Genomic DNA, 21,847 nt, shown 5'->3' with positions numbered 1-21,847 from the left:
GTCACTCTGCCGCTGGCAGGATACGCCGCGCCTGCGCGGCCTGCGCGGCATAATCCTCTTGCCAGTCGGTCGGCCCGTTCGACAGGCTGACTTGCACCGCTGTCACCTTGTATTCTGGGCAATTTGTGGCCCAGTCCGAATAGTCGGTGGTGATCACATTGGCTTGCGTATCGGGGTGGTGAAAGGTGGTGTAAACCACGCCGGGACTGACCCGGTCGGTCAGCTTGGCACGCAAGGTCGTTTCGCCAGCACGGCTGGCCAGCCGCACCCAGTCACCCTCCTTCAGGCCCCGCACCTCGGCATCATGCGGATGGATCTCCAACAGGTCCTCCTCATGCCATACCACATTCGCGGTGCGCCGGGTCTGCGCCCCCACGTTATACTGGCTCAAGATCCGTCCTGTGGTCAGCAAAAGCGGAAAGCGCGGACCGGTCTTTTCATCTGTCGCCACATATTCGGTGACAATGAACCGCCCCTTGCCGCGCATAAACCCGTCCACATGCATCAGCGGCGTGCCCTCGGGATGCGCTTTGTTGCAGGGCCATTGCACGCTGCCTCTTTCTTCAAGCAGTGCATAGTCCACCCCTGCGAAAGAGGGCGTGGTGGCGGCGATTTCCTCCATGATCCGCGCTGGATGGCTATAACTCCACCCCGCCCCCATGGCATTGGCGAGCATCTGGGTGATTTCCCAATCCGCATAGCCATTGAGGGGCGGCATCACCTTGCGCACACGGTTGATGCGGCGCTCGGCATTGGTGAAAGTACCGTCCTTCTCGAGGAAGGTTGATCCCGGCAGGAAGACATGGGCGTAATTCGCAGTCTCGTTCAGGAAGAGATCGTGCACGATCACGCATTCCATCGCGGCTAGGCCTGCCGCCACATGTTTGGTATCAGGGTCCGATTGCAGAATGTCCTCACCCTGACAATAGAGCCCCTTGAACGTGCCATCCACAGCAGCATCCAGCATGTTGGGGATGCGCAGGCCCGGTTCCGCGTCGATCTGGACGCCCCAGGCCTCTTCAAAGATTGCGCGCACCTCAGGGCCTTTGACATGGCGATAACCTGGCAGTTCATGCGGGAAAGACCCCATATCACACGACCCCTGTACGTTGTTCTGGCCGCGCAGCGGGTTCACCCCCACGCCGGGCCGACCGATATTGCCGGTCAGCATAGCGAGGTTGGCGATGCCCATCACGGTCGTCGAGCCTTGGGAATGTTCGGTCACGCCCAGCCCGTAATAGATCGCACCATTGCCGCCCGTGGCAAAAAGACGAGCAGCGGCGCGCAGTTCCGCAGGATCGACGCCGGTCAACAGCGCTGTGGCCTCAGGCGAGTGGCGGGGGTTGCTGATGAATTCAGCGTAATGCTGGAATTCGTCCCAATCGCAGCGCTCGCGTATGAATTCCTCATCCATCAGCCCCTCGGTCACAATCACATGCGCAAGGGCGCTGACCACGGCGACATTCGTGCCGGGGCGCAGGGGCAGATGATGCGCCGCCGCAATATGCGGCGATTTCACCAGATCAATCCGCCGCGGGTCGATCACGATCAGCTTCGCGCCCGCGCGCAATCGCTTCTTAAGGCGGCTTGCAAAGACCGGGTGGCCATCCGTGGGATTGGCCCCGATCACCACAACCACATCTGTATGCTCAACAGAATCGAAATCCTGCGTGCCAGCACTTGTGCCAAAGGTCTGACCCAGACCATAGCCCGTGGGCGAATGACAAACGCGCGCGCAGGTATCGGTGTTGTTGTTGCCAAAAACTGCGCGCGCCAGTTTCTGCACCAGGTAGGTTTCTTCGTTGGTGCAGCGGCTTGAGGTAATCACGCCGATAGATTTCTTACCGTATTTCTCCTGAAGCCCGCGCATCCGGGTGGCGGCAAAGTTCAGCGCCTCGTCCCAGTCGACCTCACGCCAGGGATCGGAGATGCGCTCGCGGATCATCGGCTTGAGAATGCGGTCCTTGTGATGCGCATATCCATAAGCGAACCGGCCCTTGACGCAGCTATGCCCGCGATTGGCCTTGCCGTGTTTGTAGGGCACCATACGCACCAGCGTGTCGCCGTTCATCTCTGCCTTGAAAGAGCAGCCCACACCGCAATAGGCGCAGGTGGTCACGACCGACCGATCGGGCGTGCCCATTTCGATGATCGACTTTTCTTGCAAGGTCGCAGTCGGGCAGGCCTGCACGCAGGCACCGCAACTCACGCAATCGGAACTCAGGAAATCGTCAGCGGGGCCACCTGCGGCAACGCGGCTCTCAAAACCACGGCCTTGAATCGTCAGCGCAAAGGTGCCCTGCACCTCTTCGCAGGCGCGAACGCAGCGGTTGCAGACAATGCATTTGCTGGGGTCATAGCTGAAATACGGGTTGCTGTCGTCTTTTGGCAACCATTCCGGATTGGCCTCGCCGCTCGTATTGCGGGCCTCGAAATGATTGACCATGCCGCCATCTATCGGAGCCTCATAGCGCACATCGCGCAGGCCGACCGCGCCCGCCATGTCCTGCAACTCGCAATCGCCATTGGCAGAACAGGTCAGGCAATCAAGCGGGTGGTCGGAGATGTAAAGCTCCATCACGCCGCGGCGGATCTTGCGCACCTTGGCCGACCCGGTGTGCACAACCATGCCCGGCGTCACAGGCGTGGTGCAGGATGCGGGCGTGCCGCGCCGCCCCTCGATTTCCACAACGCAGAGGCGGCACGAACCGAAGGCTTCGAGATTGTCGGAGGCGCAAAGTTTGGGGATGGAAATCCCCGCCTCCGCCGCCGCACGCAACACCGATGTGCCCTCGGGCACAATCACCGCGACACCATCAATCTCTAGCGTCACCGGCACGCCTATCTTGGCGGGCGTGCCCATGTCGCGGTCATTGGGAATGATGAAATCTTTCATTCGGCAGCCTCCTTTTGGGTGGCGAAATCATTTGGGAAATGGGTGAGCGCGGACATGACCGGAAAGGGCGTGAACCCGCCAAGAGCACAGAGCGAGCCCTCTTTCATCGTCTCACAAAGGTCCGTCAAAAGCGGAATTGCCGCCCCGTCGCCTGCCGCGATGCGGTCGATTGTCTCGACTCCGCGCACCGCGCCGATCCGGCAAGGTGTGCACTTTCCACAGCTTTCCACCGCGCAGAATTCCATCGCGAAGCGCGCCATTTGCAGCATGTCGGCATGATCGTCAAAGACCACCAGCCCGGCATGACCCAAGAGCCCGCCCTTGGCGTCAAGCTCTTCATAGCCAAGCGGCACATCGAAATTACCGACCGGCACATAGGCCCCCAAGGGTCCGCCCACCTGCACCGCCTTGACCGGGCGGCCGGTCAAGGTACCGCCACCCAGATCATTGACTACCTCGCCCAAGGTGATGCCAAAGGCCGTCTCGAACAGGCCTCCACGCGCCACATTGCCCGCAATTTGCAAGGTCACGGTGCCGCGCGACCGGCCAAGACCGAAATCGGCATAGGTCTGCGCGCCCTTCTCGAAAATCACCGGCACGGTGGCAAGGCTGATTACGTTGTTCACCACCGTCGGGCGCCCGAGAAACCCTTCGAGCGCGGGCAGCGGCGGCTTGGCACGTACAACGCCGCGTTTGCCTTCGAGCGAGTTCAAAAGTGACGTTTCCTCGCCGCAGACATAGGCCCCCGCACCCACGCGGATTTCCATGTGAAACGCGCGACCGGAACCGAGCACATCCGAACCAAGCACGCCTGCCCCGCGCGCGATCTCGACCGCGCGCCGCATTATCGCGATGGCGTCAGGATATTCCGAGCGCAGATAGACATAACCGCGCGTCGCCCCAACGCCAAGGCCCGCAATCGCCATGCCTTCGATCAGGGTAAAGGGATCGCCCTCCATGATCATCCTGTCGGCAAAGGTGCCGCTGTCGCCCTCATCGGCGTTGCAGACGATGTATTTTTGCGGGGCCTCAGCCTCATGCACCGTCTTCCACTTGATGCCGGTGGGAAAGCCTGCGCCACCTCGGCCGCGCAGGCCCGAATTGGTGACTTCTGCGACGATCTCGGCCCCACTCATGCCAATGGCCCGGCGCAGGCCGATCAGCCCGCCATGGGCAGAATAGTCCGAGAGCGACAAAGGATCGATCACGCCGACGCGCGCAAAGGTAAGGCGGGTCTGGCGCTTCATCCAGTCAAGGTCTTCGACCGGACCTAGCGCCTTGGCGCTGCTGCCATCGAGAATCTCCGCGACATCGCCCACCGTCACCGGACCATAGCCATGGCGCACCCCGTCAATCTCAACTTCCACCAACGGCTCCAGCCAGATCATGCCGCGCGTGCCGGTGCGGATGATCTCGGCCGCAGGTGCGGCGGCGCGAATCGCAGCCACGACCTCTTCAGCGCCTAGCGCTTTGGCGGCGCTGTCCATGGGAACATAAATCTTCATGCGCCCGCCTCCGCCAAGAGAGCGTCCATCCGGACGCCGTCCATCCGGCCAACCACACGATCATCCAGCATCGCCGCAGGGGCGCAGGCACAGAGGCCAAGGCAATAGACCGGCTCGACCGTCACCGCGCCATTGGCGGTGGTGCCGTGCCAGTCCAGCCCCAATTTCTTTAGCGTCGCCTCGGCCAGCGCGGCCCCACCCACCGCTTGACAGGCTTCGGCCCGGCAAATCCTGAGGACATGGCGACCAGCGGGATTGGCTCGGAAATCGTGGTAAAAGGTGATGACACCATGCAGTTCTGCCCGGCTGATGTTCAGCGCTTCACAGATTGGGGCATGCGCCTGCGTCGGTACATATCCGAACGTCTCCTGCAAAGCATGCAGTATCGGCAAGAGCGGCCCTTCAAGGTGGGTATGCTCTTTCAGGATAGCGTCGATGTCATCCGAGGTGGGTGTTGTCATGGCTGGCCTCTCGCGGTTGCTGCAGCCAGTCAAACAGAGTTTATCATGTCCTATCAATATCGCAATACGGTCACTCGATAGGCATCACCTATCAAACGTCAGCACCAAGTCGCCGCGCCTCGCGCAAGAGGCTCTCCAACACAGGCGTATGCGGCTCGCGCCAGGGGGCCACCAAGCCCACCGAATGCGCGGGTTCAGACCCAATCAACGGAATCAGGTCCACATTCTTGCCGCTGGCATGGAACCGAGCGGCATCCTCGGGCAGAACCGTAACCCAGCCCCCGGCCTCGACCGTGGCCATCAGAACGACGGTCGAATTCGATTCGATCCACGCCTCTGGCGTCACCTCGACGGCAGCAAAATTACGATTGATGATCCGGCGATTTTGCATGTCGGGCGTCAGCAAACAGAGCCGCTCCCCGGACAGTTCATCCCACCCCACGCTCTCGCACCCGGCAAAACGCGCACCCTTGGCGCAGACCAGCATATAACGTTCTTCATAAAGCGGCTCCATGCTGACGCGACCCATCGGCTCGTTGTCGAGATAGGAAATGCCCGCATCAATCTCGAGATTGTCGAGCATCGACAGGATCTCGATAGAGGTCCGCGACAGGATCGTGAACCGCACCTTGGGATGCTTGGCGTTGAAACGATGGCAGAGTCGCGCCGCCCATGTCAGCGCAGTGGGAATGGCCGCAATGCGCAACTGGCCGGACAAGCCATGCCGTTTAGCGCGCATTTCCTCCCGTAATTGCCGCGCGTCCCCGACGATCCGTCGCGCCCAGACCAGTGTTGCCTGCCCTTCGGGTGTCAGGCCACCATAGCGCGAGCCCCGAAAAATGAGCTGCACGCCCAACTGCTCCTCAAGCTGTTTGATCCCCGCCGAGAGTGAGGGTTGCGTGATCCCGACCCGCACCGCCGCACGGCCAAAATGCCCCTCTTGCGCCACCGCGATGAACATCTCCAGCTTGTCGATCATGATGGCCTCAGCAAATGAATTTTACGAGATTCAATAGAAATCACAAATGAATCCCCCCTTGCAAGCCTGCTTGATCGAGCGTCGATTCCCTGCCCGCACAGCACCAAGCAGTGCCTGAAACCTATCCGCTTCGGACAGAGCGCCAAACTTCTCCAACTATTTGATTCAGAAAGATTTCGATTTAAAGAGGTACTCAATTTTCCAAGATTTTCTCTGGAGCGGAACGTGATTTCCGACAGTACACCTTTCAAACTGCCCCCCACCACCGTTGCAGAAAGAACCCGCCAGGCTGCGCTGGCGGGTTCAAAAGGTCTCACAGGAACTGGAAATCATCCACGGTCAGCTGCGCCGCCGTGATGCCCTCGACAAGGATCGTATTGCCGTTCACGGTCATCTGCGCGCCAGCCTCCGTGTCGATGATGTTCATCGCCGCCACGAACCCGGCAAGGCCGTTGCCACCGTTGGTGATATTGGTCTCGCCCGTATCCGGGTCTACGCGGCGGATGAAGAAGCTGTCGATACCATCCTCGAAATCGGTGATGACATCCGCCTCGCCGTCAAAGAAGGAGGCGAAAACGAATTGATCCGCGCCGCTGCCGCCGGTGATCTGGTCATTGCCCGCGCCTGCATTGATCGTGTCATTGCCAGCCCCGCCGTCGATCAGGTCATCCCGGCCACCGCCCGCAAGGAAATCATTGCCATCGCCGCCAAAGATATCGTCATCGCCTTCGCCGCCACCGACGCTATCGTTACCGGCCCCTGCATCAATCGTGTCGCGCCCGGTGCCGCCGCCGATGTCGTCATTGCCATCGCCCGCGTCGATCAGGTCAGTGCCGAAACTGCCCGACATGCTGTCATTGCCGTCGCCGCCCGAGAGCGTGTCATTATCGGCGCCGCCTGCCACCACGTCATTGCCCGCGCCGCCCGTGATGCTGTCCGCGCCAAAGCCACCGCCGATGATGTCATCCCCATCGCCACCGTCGATGGTGTCATTCCCCAGACCGCCGCCGATGTTGTCGTTACCGGTCCCCCCGGAGATCAGGTCATTGCCATCCGCCCCGGCAATCGAGTCATTCCCATCTCCTCCGTCGAGAATATCATTGCCAGACTGACCGAACACACCATCATCACCCCCCAGACCACGCAGCACGTCATCGCCTGCGTTGCCAATCAATGTATCGGCCAATTCGGTGCCGACACTGGCCAGAGGCACCTCAAGCGCCGAGGTCAGGAAACTCTCGTCATTGGTAAGGGCAAAATCCAGCACCGCATTGTCGAAGGCCGCGCTGTCCTCTTGCAATCCCGCGGCAAGCGCTGCATCGCGCGCAGCGGCAAGAACTCCGGGATCAAGCGTGTCAAGCGAGACAATCGCACCGGGGAAATCCGACTGAAAGAACCCATCCGGGCTCTCGCCCGCGTCGTAGGTAAAGAGGCTGTCCCCAAGATTGCTGACCCGCCAATCGTCGCGATAAGCGCCATAAAGCTCCGAGAAGACCAAGGGCCGTGCGAGAACGGTGCCATCAGCCTGCGCAATGTCATTGTCGGGGTTGCCGTCACCATCGCCAAGCAACCCCTCAAGCGATCCGAGCAGCTCGGCGTTCAGACGCACGTCGAGGTCGAGGCGATCATCCCGTACCCGCACGACAACCTGACTGTCGCCATTGCCGATCACACCATCCGCGCCGGGATAGACAATGGTGTAAACATCTCCGCGCCGGTAAATGCGCCCCTCGCCCACATCAAGCGCCGATCCATCCGCCAGAGCAACCGCCACGCCATTCACGTGCAGCGGTTCCGCATCCGCCGCGTCGATCATCACCGGCGTGCCATCGAGATTGGTGGCAATCGCCTGATTGACGCTGACATTCTCGCCCACCGGAACCATCCGCGCCTGCAAGGCAAAGCCCTGCGCATCGGTGGATTGCAACAGAACGAACTCACCCGCCGCCTGGAAATCGTAATCCACCCCATCCAGGGTCTTGAGATGCGGATCACCAGAGACCCATCCCGGCAGGGCATCGGTCGAAAACTGCGGCAAGAGGTCAAGAAAGGCGTCGACGATGTCAGGATTGCCCGGCCCTGTAAAATCGAAAGCATCCAGCAGCAAGGTATCCGCGGGCACCCCCTCAAACACGGCCCGGATCGCGGCAAAACCAACGGTCAGGATGCTGACATCGCCCGCGGCAATGTCTTCCAGAACACCGATCGACTGATCGATGACCTCCTGCACACTCAGCCCGTCCGGTATGAGATCCGGCGTCAGTATCGCCGAGAGTTGGGCGCGGATCGTGGGGATCACGCTGAGCAGAAAGCTGAAGTCCGTGTTCAGCAGGCTCGCCTCTGCCGCGTCGAGCAAGGCAAGGTATTCTCCAACCGTGATGGTCTCGGGATCGACAGCAAGCGCATTGCTCAGATCCTGATCGTTGAGAAAGGTCAGTGCCGTCAGCAATTGACCATTCAGTGCGGTCAGATCATCGAGGCTGGTCACGTCAAATGAGTCGGGAAACATTCAGGGCTCCATTTCAATAATAGGGTATTCTCATAAATCTTGTCCGCACAGGCCAATGACTGAGGCACGCCGGACCGACACACTCCACCACTCAACCGACAAACACCCGACACCGCCCCCTGCGCGCCAAAATGCAATGCACACAGTGGGATGGATGATGTGAACCACTCACTGAGAACCCGGGTGCTCTGCTGGCTGATACTATGCAAAAGCATAGACATCACGAAACCGTGAAATCAAGCGGCGCGTGAGATGACCGCGTGGGAAAATTCCGCCGTTTGCCACAGGTGCGCAGCGCTGTTGCATGACACTATCAGGCATGCTCCGGGCAAGCGGGACTTTCGCACCAGAGACCCTTGGCGAGAGCAAGCCCATCGTAACCACCGCCCCTGAGGCTTGCCGGGTAGTGATCCGACGCGCCGTGCCGGAACGCGGGGCCACAGACGTCACGCCAGTTGAATTTTTGGTGTTAAACCATTGATCCTTTTCCTTTCTAATGATTGGTGTCCCCGACATTCAGGAGAAAGCTCTATGCAGATCGCAGTCGTCGGCGCGGGCATTGGCGGTTTGGCATGCACACTATTGCTGCGCCGACAAAATCATTCCGTCTCCATCTTTGATCAATTCACAGAACCGGCGCCTGTCGGCTCTGGGCTCATGCTTCAACCCGTCGGGCTGGCGGTTCTCGATCACATGGGGCTTGGAGACGCGGCGCGAGACATGGGCGCCCCGATATCAAGGCTGCTTGGACATTCTGCGCGCAGTGGACGTCGCGTGCTTGACACACGCTACGGCGCGCAACCCGGGCTCGGAATACACCGGGCCGCTGTGTTCGACCTGCTGTTCAAGGCGGCGATGACAAGCGGGCCAACCCTGCATACGGATCGCAAGGTCATCGCGCAGAAGGATGGACAGCTTCACTTCGAAAACGGTGGGCGGTCGGAGGTGTTTGATCTCATCATAGATTCCTCCGGTGCCGGCTCATTGCTTTCACCGCTTGCCGCCCGCCCTCTGGCTTTTGGCGCAATTTGGGGAACCGTGGATTGGGTTGACGGCGCTCTGCCCTCCGACATGCTGACCCAACGCTATCGGCAGGCCAATCGCATGACCGGCATACTACCCGTCGGGCGCATGCCCGGCGATGACATCCCCAAGGCCGCGCTGTTCTGGCTTTTGCCCCATGATGGGCACGCCGAATGGCTCGACCGGGGTCTCGCGGCCTGGAAAGCCGAAGCCTGCGACCTCTGGCCAGCCTTGGCCCCGTTTGTTGCACAGATCGACGCACCCGAGCGAATGACAATGGCCCGCTATAGCCACGGCACCCTGACGCGCCCGATTGGGCCCGGCACAGCCTTTATCGGGGATGCCGCGCATCGCGCGAGCCCACAGTTGGGCCAAGGGGCCAACATGGCCCTGCTCGACGCCTTTGCCTTGGCCCATTGGCTTGAGCACGAACCGCCCACGACCGCATTGGAGCGCTACGCGGCTTCCCGCCACCGGCATGTGGGTCTTTATCAGCTTGCCAGCCGGGTGTTCACACCGCTCTATCAGAGTGAGAGCCGTCTGCTGCCCTGGCTGCGCGACACACTCCTCTTCCCGGCAAGCATACTGCCACCGATCTCATGGACGCTGACCTCGCTGGTTCGAGGTGACCTGCTGCCACCAATACGCGGCGCAGATTTGCCTCTACTGCCTCGCAGATTCTTAACCGAGATTTCCGGCAAGAATAGCCATGGATAGGACCGTGAAGCTTTATAAACCTTTGAAGACGATCAAGCGGCGCAAAGGAACTGCTATAGTATTCAATGAAAACTCGCCTGAAAGGACGTCGCGGTCAGCGAGACATGCGCGTCCAGCGGCGGATGCAGCTCGAACGCCTTCGGCTCGCGCGCGAAGTTCCAAAGCCTAAACAGCGACCATTCCGAACGCCGTTCCTCGGCCACAGCCAGCTCATTGCGGCTGATATGGAAAGGCGTGCGCTCCCAGCCATTCGTCGTCTTCACCTCGATCAGACGTGGGCGGCCATCCGGCGCGAAGCTGGCGATATCGTAGCCCGCACCATCGCCGTCCTCCTCCGATACCCACCTGACCTTGCGCGCAAGATCGTCGCGGCCCGCTGATTTCAGGGATGCACGCTCATGCGCTAGGACGCACTCCTCTCCGGCACGGCCGAGGGCGCGGTTTCGCTCGTCTCTCGCCGCGACATCGAATTTGCGGGCGATATGCTGCATCTGCTCCAGCTCCTGCGGAGGCGGCTGGTTCGACAACGTGGGCGGCGGCCCGATCCAGATCGGCCGCGCCTCCGCGAGGCCTGTCGGCGTTCTGGTACCCGAATGGCGTCCGAGCCATGCCGGGTTTAGCGCCAGCCATCGTGCCACGGCATCCACCAGCGTCATCTGAAAATTGAAGGCGGGCTTGTAGCCCGAGATCCAGTCCTCACCCAGCCCCTTCAGCACGGCGCTGATGTTCTGGTGCTTGAATTCGACCGATCCCTCGGACCGATCGTTCAACAACGGCAGTAGCGCCCGTCGATGCTCGGCCTTGTTGTAGCGGCGACCAGAGACGTCGTCGGCCAACATCGCGAAGTAATCCGCGACGATCAGGTCGTTCTCGTGATCTGTCCAAGGCCCGTTCGACATTGCGCCAGGCTAGTGGCTGAAACTTCGTTTGTCATCAGAGACTTCGCGCAAAACTCCCAAGACATACCAACGACTACGCCGCCCGTGTCGCGTCTCCATCTGCTTTGAGACAAGCCGGGACCAGCGAGACACGGGCGCAGCGCGATCCGGTCAGTTCTTTGAAATCTATGGGGGTTTTGAACCCGTCTCGCCGAGAGCTGAGGGCGGGTGGAAAGGGACGGTGGGCGTTCGGAGACCGATCTCACGCAGCTGGCCAGTCTCCGACGCGCGGATGGCCTTCGCAAACCCCATTGGCACATAAAGAAAAAGGCCCCGCGAGGGACCTGTTTTCGGGTTTGCAATGTGCAAGTGGCGGAGCCGATGGGATTCGAACCCACGAGACCCTTCCGGGCCTACTCCCTTAGCAGGGGAGCGCCTTCGACCACTCGGCCACAGCTCCGTTGACGCGTATAGCCGCCCCTGTGGGAGAGTTACAAGGCAAAATTTCGACTGTTTATCCGATCCTTTGTGCCTGTACCGAAAAAGGTCAAAGCCGCCCCAAACCGGGGGCGGCCAGACCTATGCACATCCGGCGCCGGGGCCTGCGGATCATCTCCGCAGGGCACGGCGCAGCCTCAGTTTGCCATCAAGGCGGGCACAATCGTGACAATCGATGGGACGAACCACAAAAGGCCAAGTGCCCCAAGCTGGATCAGCACGAAAGGGATCACGCCGCGATAGATATGGCCGGTTGTAACCTCTTTGGGGGCCACCCCGCGCAGGTAGAACAGCGCGAACCCAAAAGGCGGCGTCAGAAACGAGGTCTGAAGATTGACCGCGATCATGATCGTCACCCATTTCGGATCAAACGTTCCGCCATAGATCACCGGCCCCACGATGGGGATCACGATATAGATGATCTCTAGGAAATCGAGCACGAAACCCAGCACGAAAAGCACCAGCATCACAATCAGGAAAACCTTGAGCTCGTTGTCAAAGCTCTTGAGAAATTCCTGGATGTAATGCTCGCCCCCAAAACTGATGACCACGAGGTTGAGAAGCTGCGAGCCGATCAGGATGGTAAACACCATGCTCGTGACCTTTGCCGTTTCACGCACCACGGGCGTCAGAACGCCACCGGAATAAAGCACCCAACACGCAAACAAGAGGCCAAAAACAGCGTAAAGATAGGCGGCATAGGCAAAGAAGAACGCAACCCAGGATTCAAAGCTGACCCCGTCCTGATTGATCCGAAGATCAAAGTTGATACCGATCAGGATCGACAGCACCACCGCCAGCGTGGCCAGGATGATGATCTTGGGGGACCGATCCTGATCGCGCAGCTTGCGATAGGCCGCGAGCATTATGGCCCCACCAGCGCCCAGTGCCGCTGCCGGGGTCGGGTTGGTTATCCCGCCCAGGATCGACCCCAGGACCGCGACAATCAGCACGAGGGGCGGAAAGACCACGCGGATCAGTTCGTTCTTGGCCATCCGCGCTGCGCCGTGGGCGCAGCCATAGCAGGCCATGGCCAGAGGTATGGCCAAGAGCAAGACCGTCACCCCAGACGAGGTTGAGGGACGGATGAGCGTAATATCAACCAATATCCCCAACACGATCCCAAGCGCCCCGATCAAGAGCGGCGCCGGATTTGCGGACGGGGAAACGCCCCGCGCCACGGCCAGCGTCATGCCCAGCATCACCATCAGCGTGGCCACACCAGTGCCGATCGGGGCTGCGTCTGCCTCTTTTTGCAGGCGCAACGCATCGATCTCTTCTGGCGTCAGGCGCACACTCGCGGTGACGCCACCTGCTGCGTCAATCGTCTGTTGTTCAGCCACGGCCGCATCCCATTTCGACTGCCCGTGCAACTCGATCATGGCCGCCTGACATTCGGCGCTTACATTGGTGCGCAATGACGCGGATTTACCCTGATCGCTGAAGCTGTCCACGATCAGGTTTTGACTGCCGACCATACCCAAGGTCGAGAGCAACATCACTCCGGCAATCAGCGCAGTCGGTACACCCAGAAACCACGTGAACCCCTCACCACGGGTGATCACCTCACCGCGCCCGCCCCCGGCGATCTGCACAGCCGGGGCCTTGGACGGGTTCACCAAGGCATACCCGAATGCATAAAGCCCATAGAGCAACGCCAGCATCACGCCCGGCAACAGCGCCGCCTGAAAGAGCGTGCCCACCGACACCACCGCCGGCTCTCCCAAATAGGTCAGTGCGTCCGAGCACCCCACCGCCAGCGCCCGGTTTTCCTGCGCCACGGAATAGAGATCGCCCGCCAAAGTCCCCAAGAGCACGATCACAATCGAGGGCGGAATGATCTGGCCTAGCGTGCCCGACGCCGCGATGACGCCAGTCGCCAGTTGCGGACTATAGCCGGCGCGCAGCATCGTGGGCAGGCTCAAAAGGCCCATTGTTACCACCGTGGCCCCCACGATCCCTGTCGAGGCCGCAAGGAAGGTTCCAACCACCACGACCGACACCGCCAGACCGCCCGGCAGCGGGCCAAAAACCCGCGCCATGGTGGTCAAGAGATCATTGGCGATCTTGGAGCGCTCCAGGGTGATCCCCATCATCACGAACATCAGAACCGCCAGCAGCGTCTCGATCGACGCGCCCGCCAGTACCCGCTCGTTGATGCGGTTCACAAGAAAGGACACATTGCGATCCAGCGCCACCTCCCAGCCCAGCGGGAATACCGGCTGCGCCGCGCGCGGCAAATCCGGATAGCGAAAGATCGAAATGGCATCGGGCCGCACACCGCTCGCCAGAACGGAATTATAGGCTTCGCTCGTTGTGTCGATCGCCTGATGGATGAGCAGACCCGCGCTGTCCAACCCGGCAATAATGCCAAATGCCACAACCCCCGCGCCGCCAATGGCAAAGGCCACGGGAAAGCCTGATAGAATACCCCCAAAGAGGCACAAGAATACGATGATCAGCCCGATCTCGACGCCGTCCAGTCCGAATAGCATTGGTCCCTGCCCCTTTAATGTGTGCCTTCAAAGGCTTCTTCACCCTCGCCCAGCGTGTCGCGGTCGAGGTATTTGCCCAGACTGTCGGGGCCTTCCTTGAATTCCAGATAAGAGCGCCAGAAAAACGCCATGGCATGCAGGAACACCATGCCTGCAAAGAGCACTAGCAACACCTTGAACAGAAAGTACCCGTTGAACCCGTTGGGGCTGAACCCGATGGTTTCCACATTCCAGCGCAACGCGCGGGACTTCATCAAAAGACGTTCCAGCGGTTCGCTGGCCGAAGGGTTCGGCACGATCAGGTGCCGCCACATGAAGAACCAGCCATACATCCACGTCAACACCGCCATCGGCATCATGAAAATCAGACTGCCCGCCATGTCGATGATCTTTTTGGTGGCATGGCTCACAGGGGCATAGATCAGGTCCACCCGCACATGCCCGCCTTGGACAAAGGTGTATGTAGCGCAGAGAGTGACGATCAGCGCGTTGTAGAGCTTGAGTTCTTCGGAATACCAACTGATGTCGAACTGTAGCGGAATACCGATGCCGAACACCATATCGGGACGGGCAAAGATACGCTGAATAAATACAATTAGTATCTGTTGGATCACCATGATCAGCCCGGCCCAAGCAGCAAAACGGCCGACCGTGTTGGCCATTCCCTCCAACCCGCGCACACAGCCCCACATGAATTCGTTTTTCCAGATGCCCACGGCGGTAACCACCAGAAACACCGTGAAGACCACAAAAAAGAATTCAACCGAGCCGCCATAATAAACGACCCGCATGATCGCCTCTTTGTCGGACCAATTCAGCCAGCTTGCGGGATGGCTGAGGGCATAGGCCAGATTGTAAAAGGCCATGCCGATATTCTGGAAAATCCAGAGAATTGCGTCCAGCATCCTGTCCCCCTCACGCGCGGTGCTGCGGGCCCGCGCGGCCCGTCATTCGGTAGCGGCAGGCCCCGGCATACGGGACCTGCCAATCAAACCATTCGCCGGGGATCAGCCCAGAACGCGGTCGCGTTGCGCGGTGTAGGCACCGTCCGACTTGTTGATCCAAGCCGAAGACGATTTCAGCGACGCCATGTAGCTGTCATAGACGCGCTTGTAGATCTCGTCGCCCATGTTCTCCTGATGCACGGCATCGGACGCCTGCCCGAACGCATCCCAGACGCTGTCGGGGAATTCCAGCGTCTTGACGCCGTTGGATTGCAGACGCTGCAGGGCCGACGAGTTGTTGGACAGGAACTGGGCGAGGTTCCACTGATGCGCCTCGGCGCAGCCGATCTCGACCATCTTCTGCTGGGCAGGGGTCAGGCTCTCGAACACTTCGCGGTTCATGCCGATCGACAGACCCGCACCCGGCTCGTGGAAACCGGCGGTGTAATAGAACTTGGTGATCTCCTGGAACCCGGCCTTTTCATCGGCCCAGGGACCGATCCACTCGGTGCCGTCAATCGCGCCGGATGCAAGCGCCTGATAGACTTCGGCACCCGGAATGTTCTGAACCGATGCGCCCAGTTTGCCCAGCGCTTTGCCGCCCAGACCGGGCATGCGGAATTTGAGACCGTTGAAATCCTCGGGACCGTTGATCTCTTTCGAGAACCAGCCACCGGCCTGCGCGCCCGTGTTACCTGCGAGGAAAGACTTGAGACCAAAGATCTGACCCAGCTCGTCATGGAACGCAGCACCGCCGTCGTGGTAGTACCAATTCACCAGTTCCTGCGCGGTCATGCCGAAGGGCACCGATGTAAAGAACGCATAGGCGGGATGCTGACCGACGAAATAGTAATCGGCCCCGTGATACATATCTGCCTGCCCGGCGGTTACGGCGTCGAACACCTCGAACGCGCCCACCAGTTCACCGGCACCCTTGACGTCGATCACGATGCTGCCATCGGCCATGCCGTTGATGTTGTCGGCGGCGCGCTGTGCGGCGTCAAACACGCCCGCAAGGCCCCGACCCCATGTCGTGACCATGGTCAGATTGCGCACGCCCTGCGCATAGAGCGGTGCCGCCAGCGTCGACGCGGCAACAGCAGCCCCGCCACCCAAAGCGGTGTTTTTCAGAAAAGAGCGACGATCCATGTGGTTTCCTCCCCATTATTGTGACAGTGCCGCCACCTCTCTGACAGCACCCGGATCCTGTGTAGTGGGCAGACCTTAACGACGGGTTCTGCATCTGCAAATACCGACTACTGCGTAGAAACCGGGGCGAGGTGCAAACTTTTCGTGATGATTTTCGGGGTCTAGACAGGTCTTTGCATGCAATTGTGCACGCAGCCCGCGCTTTGTGCTTGAAACCGGATCGGCGCGGGTGTTGAGATTCGCGCATGACACCCAAAATCTTTTCCACCCTCCCGGGCTACACCGGCGCCCTGTTTCGTGCGGACCTCTTCGCAGGTATCAGCGTGGCCATGGTGGCGCTGCCGCTCAGCATCGCCATCGCCATCGCGTCGGGCGCAGACCCAGCCTCGGGGCTGACAACGGCGATCATTGCCGGCTTTCTCATTTCGGCCTTGGGTGGCAGCCGGGTGCAGATCGGCGGCCCGACCGGTGCTTTCATCGTCGTGGTTTACGGCGTCATTTCCGAACACGGGCAGGACGGGCTGATCATCGCCACACTTATGGCCGGCGTGATCCTGGTGGTCGCGGGCCGATTGCGTGCGGGAAGCCTGGTGCGCCATATCCCCGAGGCGGTGATCAACGGCTTTACCATAGGCATCGCCATCATCATCGCCACCAGCCAGATCAAGGACTTTCTCGGCCTCAGCACCGAAAGCCTGCCGGCTGAATTTCTTGAGAAGATCGAAGCGCTCTGGCACGCCCGAGACACGTTCAACCCGCAAGCGCTGGTGATCGGCCTGACAACCATGGTGCTCATCGTGGTTCTGCGCCGCGCAGCCCCGCGCTATCCGGGCCTGATCGTGGCGGTTGGCCTCACCTCCGCCGCCGTGGCGCTGTGGCACCTGCCGGTTGACACGCTCCTGTCGCGCTTTGGGCCTCTGCCCAACACACCCAACTTGCCCAGCATCCCGCATCTCAGCCTTGAGCGGATGATCGACCTGCTGCCGTCGGCCCTCATCATCGCCTTTCTGGCGGGGGTGGAATCGCTGCTCTCTGCGGCCGTTGCAGACCGGATGATCGGCGACAAATCCCAACCCAACGCCGAGGTGATCGGCAATGGCGTGGCAAATATCGGCTCGGCGCTCTTTGGCGGGCTGCCAGCCACCGGCGCAATTGCCCGCACCGCTACCAATGTGCGCGCAGGCGGGCGCACGCCGGTGGCGGGTATGGTTCATGCGCTCGTGATCCTGCTGGTGATGCTGCTCGCGGCCCCGCTCGCAGGCTATTTTGCCATGCCCGCCCTTGCCGGTCTCTTGATGCTGATCGCGTGGAATATGTCTGAGCCGCACAAATGGCGTAGCTATATGGCCGACCACCCCTCGGATCGGGTTCTGCTCTTGCTCACCCTCATTCTCACCGTGCTGGCCGACCTGACGGTCGCCATCGGGGTCGGTGTGGCCTTGGGCCTGGCACTACGCCTGCGTCGCCGGGATGTGCCGCCCGCCGATTGGCACCCGCCAGAGCATTGAAACACGAGACGCTGGAAATGGCGCGCATTTGGCCCTATCGCTGATCCATGCAACGCTTGCTCGCTCGCATCCGGCTGAATTACGGCCAAAAGCTCTTTCTGGTCGCCACCCTGCCGCTGATCCTCACGGCAGTGGCGATTTCAGTCGTGGTCACGCTGCAGTCGCGCCAATTGGCGGAACGCGAGATCGAAACACTCGAGGCGCAACTGATCGAGGCCAAGCGCGCCGAACTCAAGAATTACCTCTCCATCGCCCGCACCGCCTTTGTGAACATCTATGGGCGTGCGGCCCCCAATGACGAAACCGCGATGGAACAGGTCACCCAGATCCTCGCGGGCATGCTCTACGGACAGGACGGCTATTTCTTTGTGTTCGACTATGACGGCACCAATCTCGTCAGCCCGCGCCGCACCGAACTCATTGGCCGCAACTGGACGGGGCTTGAGGATGATGGCGGCCAACCCATCACAGATGAATTGATCCGCCTTGCGCGCAGCGGCGGCGGCTATCACAGCTATGAGTGGCCCAAGCCTTCAACCGGCGAGCGCGCGCAGATGGTGACATATGTGATCGGGCTTCAGGATTGGCGCTGGGCTGTTGGCACCGGTGTTTTCATCGACGATGTTGTGGCCACTGTTACCGCCTCGCGCCGACAGGTCGAGGCGCGGGTGGAACGCACCTTCTTTTACATCGGCGCGGCGATGCTGGCGGCGCTATTGCTCGTGTTCGTCTCGGGCCTGTTCATCAATATCCGCGAGCGCCGCCTTGCCGACGCCAAGCTCAAGAAACTGACCCAACGCGTGTTTGACGCACAAGAAGAGGAACGCGGCCGCGTCGCACGCGAGCTGCATGACGGCATCAGCCAAATCCTCGTTGGCGTCCGCTACGCCCTCGACACTGCCAAGCGACGATTGGCGGCGGGGGACGCACGCGCCGCCGATACGCTGGAGCGTGGTATCACGCACCTCTCGGGTGCCATCCAGGAGGTGCGCCGCATCAGCCGTGACCTGCGTCCCGGTGTCCTCGATGATCTGGGCCTTGGCCCCGCGCTCAAGACGCTGGCCGAAGAATTTGGCAAACGCACCGGCATTGTGACCGAGTTCAGTACAGTGGTGTTTCGCAACCGGCTGGATGACGAGGCCAAGATCGCGCTCTACCGCGTGGCGCAAGAGGCCTTTACCAATATCGAGCGTCACTCTGGTGCCACCCGCGTCACCGTTGATGTGCGCGGCCATGCGCGCGGGGCTACCTTGCGTATCGCTGATAACGGTTGTGGCCTCGACCGCGCCAAACCTTCGGGCACGCCCGGTGGCGGGCTTGGCCTGCGCAATATGCAGGAACGGGTCGAACAACTCGACGGGACCCTCACCGTGATCTCGGGCAAGACCGGCACAACGATCGAGGCCACCGTGCCGCTCACCCACCTTTTGCCGCCACAAGAGCGGCCAAACCCCAAGGAAAAGGCCCGCGCATGAGCCCCAAACCCATCCGGATCGTGATCGTGGACGACCACCCGATGGTGGCCGAAGGCATCCAGTCCATTCTCGAAAGCTATGATGACGTGGAAATCCTGGCCACGCTGGGCAACGGTCAGGCGATTATTGACCGGGTCGAAGCGCTTGCCCCCGATGTGATCCTGCTCGACCTCAACATGCCGGGGTTGGGCGGGCTGACCACAACCGAAATCATCCTTGAAAAATGCCCTGACACCCGCATCCTGATCCTCAGCATGCATGACAGCCCCGAATATATCTCTTCGGCGCTCAGCCATGGCGCGGCGGGCTATGTGCTCAAGGACGTGCCGACGGATGAGATCAAGCGCGCCATCGACGCGGTGATGAGCGGTCAACGCTATCTCTGCACCGGGGCCAAGGGCTCGCTCGCGCCTTATGAGAACCCCGAGCGTGAACAACTCACCAACCGCGAACAGACGATCCTGCTGCAACTGGCCCAAGGCAAATCCAATAAAGACGTGGCGCAAGCGCTCGATATTTCCGTGCGGACGGTCGAGACCCACCGCAAGAACATCAAGCGCAAACTCGGCATCGCCTCGACCGCGGGGCTTACCCGCTATGCGCTGGAACATGGCGTGTTGCAGGGCACGGGCGTCCGGCTCTGATCCGAGCGACCAGATTGGGGGCCAGCCCCCAAACCCCCGAGGTATTTTCGGCCAGATGAAAGCCGCGCGCAGCCCCGGCATCACGGGGCGATTCCCGCAAAAACGGGGTCCCCGGAGGCACGCAAAACGGGAAACGCACATCCAAAGCCCATTTTGCGCAATAAATGCAAAGATTTCATCCCGTTTTGCGACATTTTATCCACCAAATCGGCTTGACGCCCCCTGCCCCCGCACCTAATGTCCGCGCCACGCAGAACGGAGTCGCCCACGTGGACACACTAGTATTCATTGTAGGTCATTGGCGCATGGGCCGGTAACGGACACCCGTAGGGTCCCCCATGCGCCCCCGGAAAAACCGGGGGCTTTTTTATGCGAACTGAGTTGACGTCATATACGGAGCACGAGCACATGACACGTCAGATGACCGGAGCGAGAATGGTGGTCCAGGCCCTCAAGGATCAGGGCGTGGATGTCGTATTCGGGTATCCCGGCGGTGCCGTGCTACCTATCTACGATGAGATCTTCCAGCAGAATGACATTCGCCACATCCTCGTGCGCCACGAACAGGCCGCCGTCCATGCGGCCGAAGGCTATGCGCGCTCGACCGGCAAACCGGGCGTGGTCCTTGTCACCTCCGGCCCCGGTGCGACCAACGCGGTCACGGGTCTCACCGATGCCCTTATGGATTCAATTCCGCTGGTGGTTCTGACAGGCCAGGTGCCTACCTTCATGATCGGCAATGACGCCTTTCAAGAGGCCGATACCGTGGGCATCACCCGCCCCTGCACCAAGCACAATTGGCTGGTGAGCGACACCGCGCGCTTGGCCGATACGCTGCATCAGGCCTTTCATGTCGCCACGACCGGGCGCCCCGGCCCAGTTCTGGTCGACATTCCCAAAGATGTGCAATTCGCTTCGGCTACCTATACGGCCCCCAAGCAAGCGCGCGTCTCGCATTACCAACCGCAAGTCAAAGGCGACATAGAAGGTATCACCGATCTGGTGGCTGCGCTTGAAAAGGCCAAGCGCCCGATCTTTTACACCGGCGGCGGCGTCATCAACTCTGGACCAGAGGCCACACGCCTCTTGCGCGAATTGGTTGCGGCAACGGGCATTCCCACCACCTCAACTCTCATGGGCCTAGGGGCCTATCCCGCCAATGGCACAAACTGGATCGGCATGCTCGGTATGCATGGGCTCTACGAGGCGAACATGGCCATGCATGGCTGTGACCTCATGATCAACATCGGCGCGCGGTTTGACGATCGCATCACCGGACGTCTCGACGCGTTCAGCCCCGACAGCATCAAGGCCCATATCGACATCGACCCCTCGTCGATCAACAAGGTGATTCGCGCTGATATCCCCATCGTCGGCGACATCGCCAATGTTTTGGCCGATGTGATTGAGGTCTGGAAGGCGCGCGGCTCCAAACTCAACCGTGAAGGCATCGCCAAGTGGTGGGAGCGCATCAACGAGTGGAAAAAGGTCGATTGCCTCAAGTTCACCCAAAAGGGCAAGACCATCAAACCGCAACACGCCCTTGCCCGGCTCGAAGCGCTGACCAAGGATCATGACCGCTATATCTGCACCGAGGTGGGACAGCATCAGATGTGGGCGGCGCAGTATCTGGGCTTCAACGATCCAAACCGTTGGATGACCTCGGGCGGGCTTGGCACAATGGGCTATGGCTTTCCGGCCTCCATCGGGGTGCAGATCGCCCATCCCGAGGCGCTCGTGATCAATGTCGCAGGCGAGGCGTCTTGGCTGATGAACATGCAGGAAATGGGCACGGCGATGCAATATCACCTGCCCGTCAAACAGTTCATCCTCAACAACGAGCGTTTGGGTATGGTCCGCCAGTGGCAGCAATTGCTGCATGGAGAGCGCTATTCGTCAAGCTGGTCGGAATCCCTACCTGATTTCGTAAAGCTGGCCGAGGCTTTTGGCGCCAAGGGGATTCTCTGCTCGGACCCTGCCGATCTCGATGACGCGATCATGGAGATGCTGAACCATGACGGGCCGGTGATCTTTGATTGCCTCGTGGAAAAGCACGAAAACTGCTTCCCGATGATCCCGTCCGGCGAGCCGCACAACAAGATGCTGCTGGGTGAGGCAAGCACCAAGGACGCCATCAAAGAGGGCGGCGCGGTTCTGGTGTGACGC

At 60.5% G+C, this 21,847-nt stretch carries 14 protein-coding genes and 1 tRNA gene; 5 read left to right on the top strand and 10 right to left on the bottom strand.

The features are described from left to right. Position 1: 1 nt before the first annotated feature. From fdhF to AACZ65_RS10950, 5 genes are all read right to left on the bottom strand, one after another. Positions 2-2,896, bottom strand: a complete 2,895-nt coding sequence (gene fdhF, locus AACZ65_RS10970) for a formate dehydrogenase subunit alpha (RefSeq protein WP_339670752.1) — start codon at positions 2,894-2,896, stop codon at positions 2-4. Then, entirely contained in the window at positions 2,893-4,401 is a 1,509-nt protein-coding gene (locus tag AACZ65_RS10965; protein WP_339670750.1) for an NADH-ubiquinone oxidoreductase-F iron-sulfur binding region domain-containing protein, read from the bottom strand. The genes fdhF and AACZ65_RS10965 overlap by 4 nt, the downstream gene beginning before the upstream one ends. Beyond that, a complete protein-coding gene (locus AACZ65_RS10960) occupies positions 4,398-4,862 on the bottom strand; it encodes a formate dehydrogenase subunit gamma (RefSeq protein ID WP_037270920.1) in 465 nt (154 codons plus the stop codon). The genes AACZ65_RS10965 and AACZ65_RS10960 overlap by 4 nt, the downstream gene beginning before the upstream one ends. A gap of 91 nt (positions 4,863-4,953) precedes the next feature. Then, positions 4,954-5,841: a LysR family transcriptional regulator gene (locus AACZ65_RS10955; RefSeq protein ID WP_339670747.1), complete on the bottom strand. Its 888-nt coding sequence runs from the start codon at positions 5,839-5,841 to the stop codon at positions 4,954-4,956. Positions 5,842-6,154: 313 nt separating this feature from the next. Beyond that, positions 6,155-8,350, bottom strand: coding sequence for a VWD domain-containing protein (locus AACZ65_RS10950; RefSeq protein WP_339670745.1), 2,196 nt, complete (start codon positions 8,348-8,350; stop codon positions 6,155-6,157). Between the two features lie 531 nt (positions 8,351-8,881). Between AACZ65_RS10950 and AACZ65_RS10945 the strand changes: the two genes are divergently transcribed. Next, on the top strand, positions 8,882-10,090 hold the full coding sequence (locus AACZ65_RS10945; RefSeq protein ID WP_339670743.1) for an NAD(P)/FAD-dependent oxidoreductase: 1,209 nt from the start codon (positions 8,882-8,884) through the stop codon (positions 10,088-10,090). 62 nt (positions 10,091-10,152) lie between these two features. Here AACZ65_RS10945 and AACZ65_RS10940 read toward each other — a convergent pair whose 3' ends face one another. From AACZ65_RS10940 to AACZ65_RS10920, 5 genes are all read right to left on the bottom strand, one after another. Beyond that, a complete protein-coding gene (locus AACZ65_RS10940) occupies positions 10,153-10,989 on the bottom strand; it encodes a DUF3883 domain-containing protein (RefSeq protein ID WP_339670742.1) in 837 nt (278 codons plus the stop codon). A 349-nt stretch (positions 10,990-11,338) separates the two neighbouring features. Then, positions 11,339-11,428, bottom strand: a tRNA-Ser gene (locus AACZ65_RS10935). A gap of 175 nt (positions 11,429-11,603) precedes the next feature. Continuing rightward, positions 11,604-13,961, bottom strand: a complete 2,358-nt coding sequence (locus AACZ65_RS10930; protein ID WP_339670741.1) for a TRAP transporter large permease subunit — start codon at positions 13,959-13,961, stop codon at positions 11,604-11,606. A gap of 14 nt (positions 13,962-13,975) precedes the next feature. Further along, positions 13,976-14,866 carry a TRAP transporter small permease subunit gene (locus AACZ65_RS10925; protein WP_339670740.1) on the bottom strand — a complete coding sequence of 297 codons (891 nt, stop codon included), beginning with the start codon at positions 14,864-14,866 and terminating at the stop codon, positions 13,976-13,978. 102 nt (positions 14,867-14,968) lie between these two features. After that, the gene (locus AACZ65_RS10920) at positions 14,969-16,054 is read right to left on the bottom strand and encodes a TRAP transporter substrate-binding protein (RefSeq protein ID WP_037270910.1); all 1,086 of its coding nucleotides are present in this window, start codon (positions 16,052-16,054) and stop codon (positions 14,969-14,971) included. A 245-nt stretch (positions 16,055-16,299) separates the two neighbouring features. Between AACZ65_RS10920 and AACZ65_RS10915 the strand changes: the two genes are divergently transcribed. From AACZ65_RS10915 to AACZ65_RS10900, 4 genes are all read left to right on the top strand, one after another. Next, complete coding sequence (locus tag AACZ65_RS10915) at positions 16,300-17,562, top strand: SulP family inorganic anion transporter (protein ID WP_339670738.1); 1,263 nt, start codon at positions 16,300-16,302, stop codon at positions 17,560-17,562. A 47-nt stretch (positions 17,563-17,609) separates the two neighbouring features. Beyond that, positions 17,610-19,037 (top strand): cache domain-containing protein, encoded by a 1,428-nt coding sequence (locus tag AACZ65_RS10910; RefSeq protein WP_339670736.1) that lies wholly within the window; start codon positions 17,610-17,612, stop codon positions 19,035-19,037. Continuing rightward, on the top strand, positions 19,034-19,681 hold the full coding sequence (locus tag AACZ65_RS10905; RefSeq protein WP_339670734.1) for a response regulator transcription factor: 648 nt from the start codon (positions 19,034-19,036) through the stop codon (positions 19,679-19,681). The genes AACZ65_RS10910 and AACZ65_RS10905 overlap by 4 nt, the downstream gene beginning before the upstream one ends. A gap of 408 nt (positions 19,682-20,089) precedes the next feature. Further along, positions 20,090-21,844, top strand: coding sequence for an acetolactate synthase 3 large subunit (locus AACZ65_RS10900; protein ID WP_037270901.1), 1,755 nt, complete (start codon positions 20,090-20,092; stop codon positions 21,842-21,844). Positions 21,845-21,847 lie beyond the last annotated feature (3 nt).

It is taken from the genome of uncultured Roseovarius sp. (assembly GCF_963972555.1).
GTDB classification, from domain to species: Bacteria; Pseudomonadota; Alphaproteobacteria; order Rhodobacterales; family Rhodobacteraceae; genus Roseovarius; species Roseovarius mucosus.
The sequence above is the reverse complement of the archived record's forward strand: the minus strand, read 5'-3'. Positions and strand labels throughout refer to the sequence as shown.

Coding starts and splice junctions, on each gene's coding strand:
- fdhF (WP_339670752.1), bottom strand. CDS start 2,896: ATGAAAGATTTCATCATTCCCAATGACCGCGACATGGGCACGCCCGCC.
- AACZ65_RS10965 (WP_339670750.1), bottom strand. CDS start 4,401: ATGAAGATTTATGTTCCCATGGACAGCGCCGCCAAAGCGCTAGGCGCT.
- AACZ65_RS10960 (WP_037270920.1), bottom strand. CDS start 4,862: ATGACAACACCCACCTCGGATGACATCGACGCTATCCTGAAAGAGCAT.
- AACZ65_RS10955 (WP_339670747.1), bottom strand. CDS start 5,841: ATGATCGACAAGCTGGAGATGTTCATCGCGGTGGCGCAAGAGGGGCAT.
- AACZ65_RS10950 (WP_339670745.1), bottom strand. CDS start 8,350: ATGTTTCCCGACTCATTTGACGTGACCAGCCTCGATGATCTGACCGCA.
- AACZ65_RS10945 (WP_339670743.1), top strand. CDS start 8,882: ATGCAGATCGCAGTCGTCGGCGCGGGCATTGGCGGTTTGGCATGCACA.
- AACZ65_RS10940 (WP_339670742.1), bottom strand. CDS start 10,989: ATGTCGAACGGGCCTTGGACAGATCACGAGAACGACCTGATCGTCGCG.
- AACZ65_RS10930 (WP_339670741.1), bottom strand. CDS start 13,961: ATGCTATTCGGACTGGACGGCGTCGAGATCGGGCTGATCATCGTATTC.
- AACZ65_RS10925 (WP_339670740.1), bottom strand. CDS start 14,866: ATGCTGGACGCAATTCTCTGGATTTTCCAGAATATCGGCATGGCCTTT.
- AACZ65_RS10920 (WP_037270910.1), bottom strand. CDS start 16,054: ATGGATCGTCGCTCTTTTCTGAAAAACACCGCTTTGGGTGGCGGGGCT.
- AACZ65_RS10915 (WP_339670738.1), top strand. CDS start 16,300: ATGACACCCAAAATCTTTTCCACCCTCCCGGGCTACACCGGCGCCCTG.
- AACZ65_RS10910 (WP_339670736.1), top strand. CDS start 17,610: ATGCAACGCTTGCTCGCTCGCATCCGGCTGAATTACGGCCAAAAGCTC.
- AACZ65_RS10905 (WP_339670734.1), top strand. CDS start 19,034: ATGAGCCCCAAACCCATCCGGATCGTGATCGTGGACGACCACCCGATG.
- AACZ65_RS10900 (WP_037270901.1), top strand. CDS start 20,090: ATGACACGTCAGATGACCGGAGCGAGAATGGTGGTCCAGGCCCTCAAG.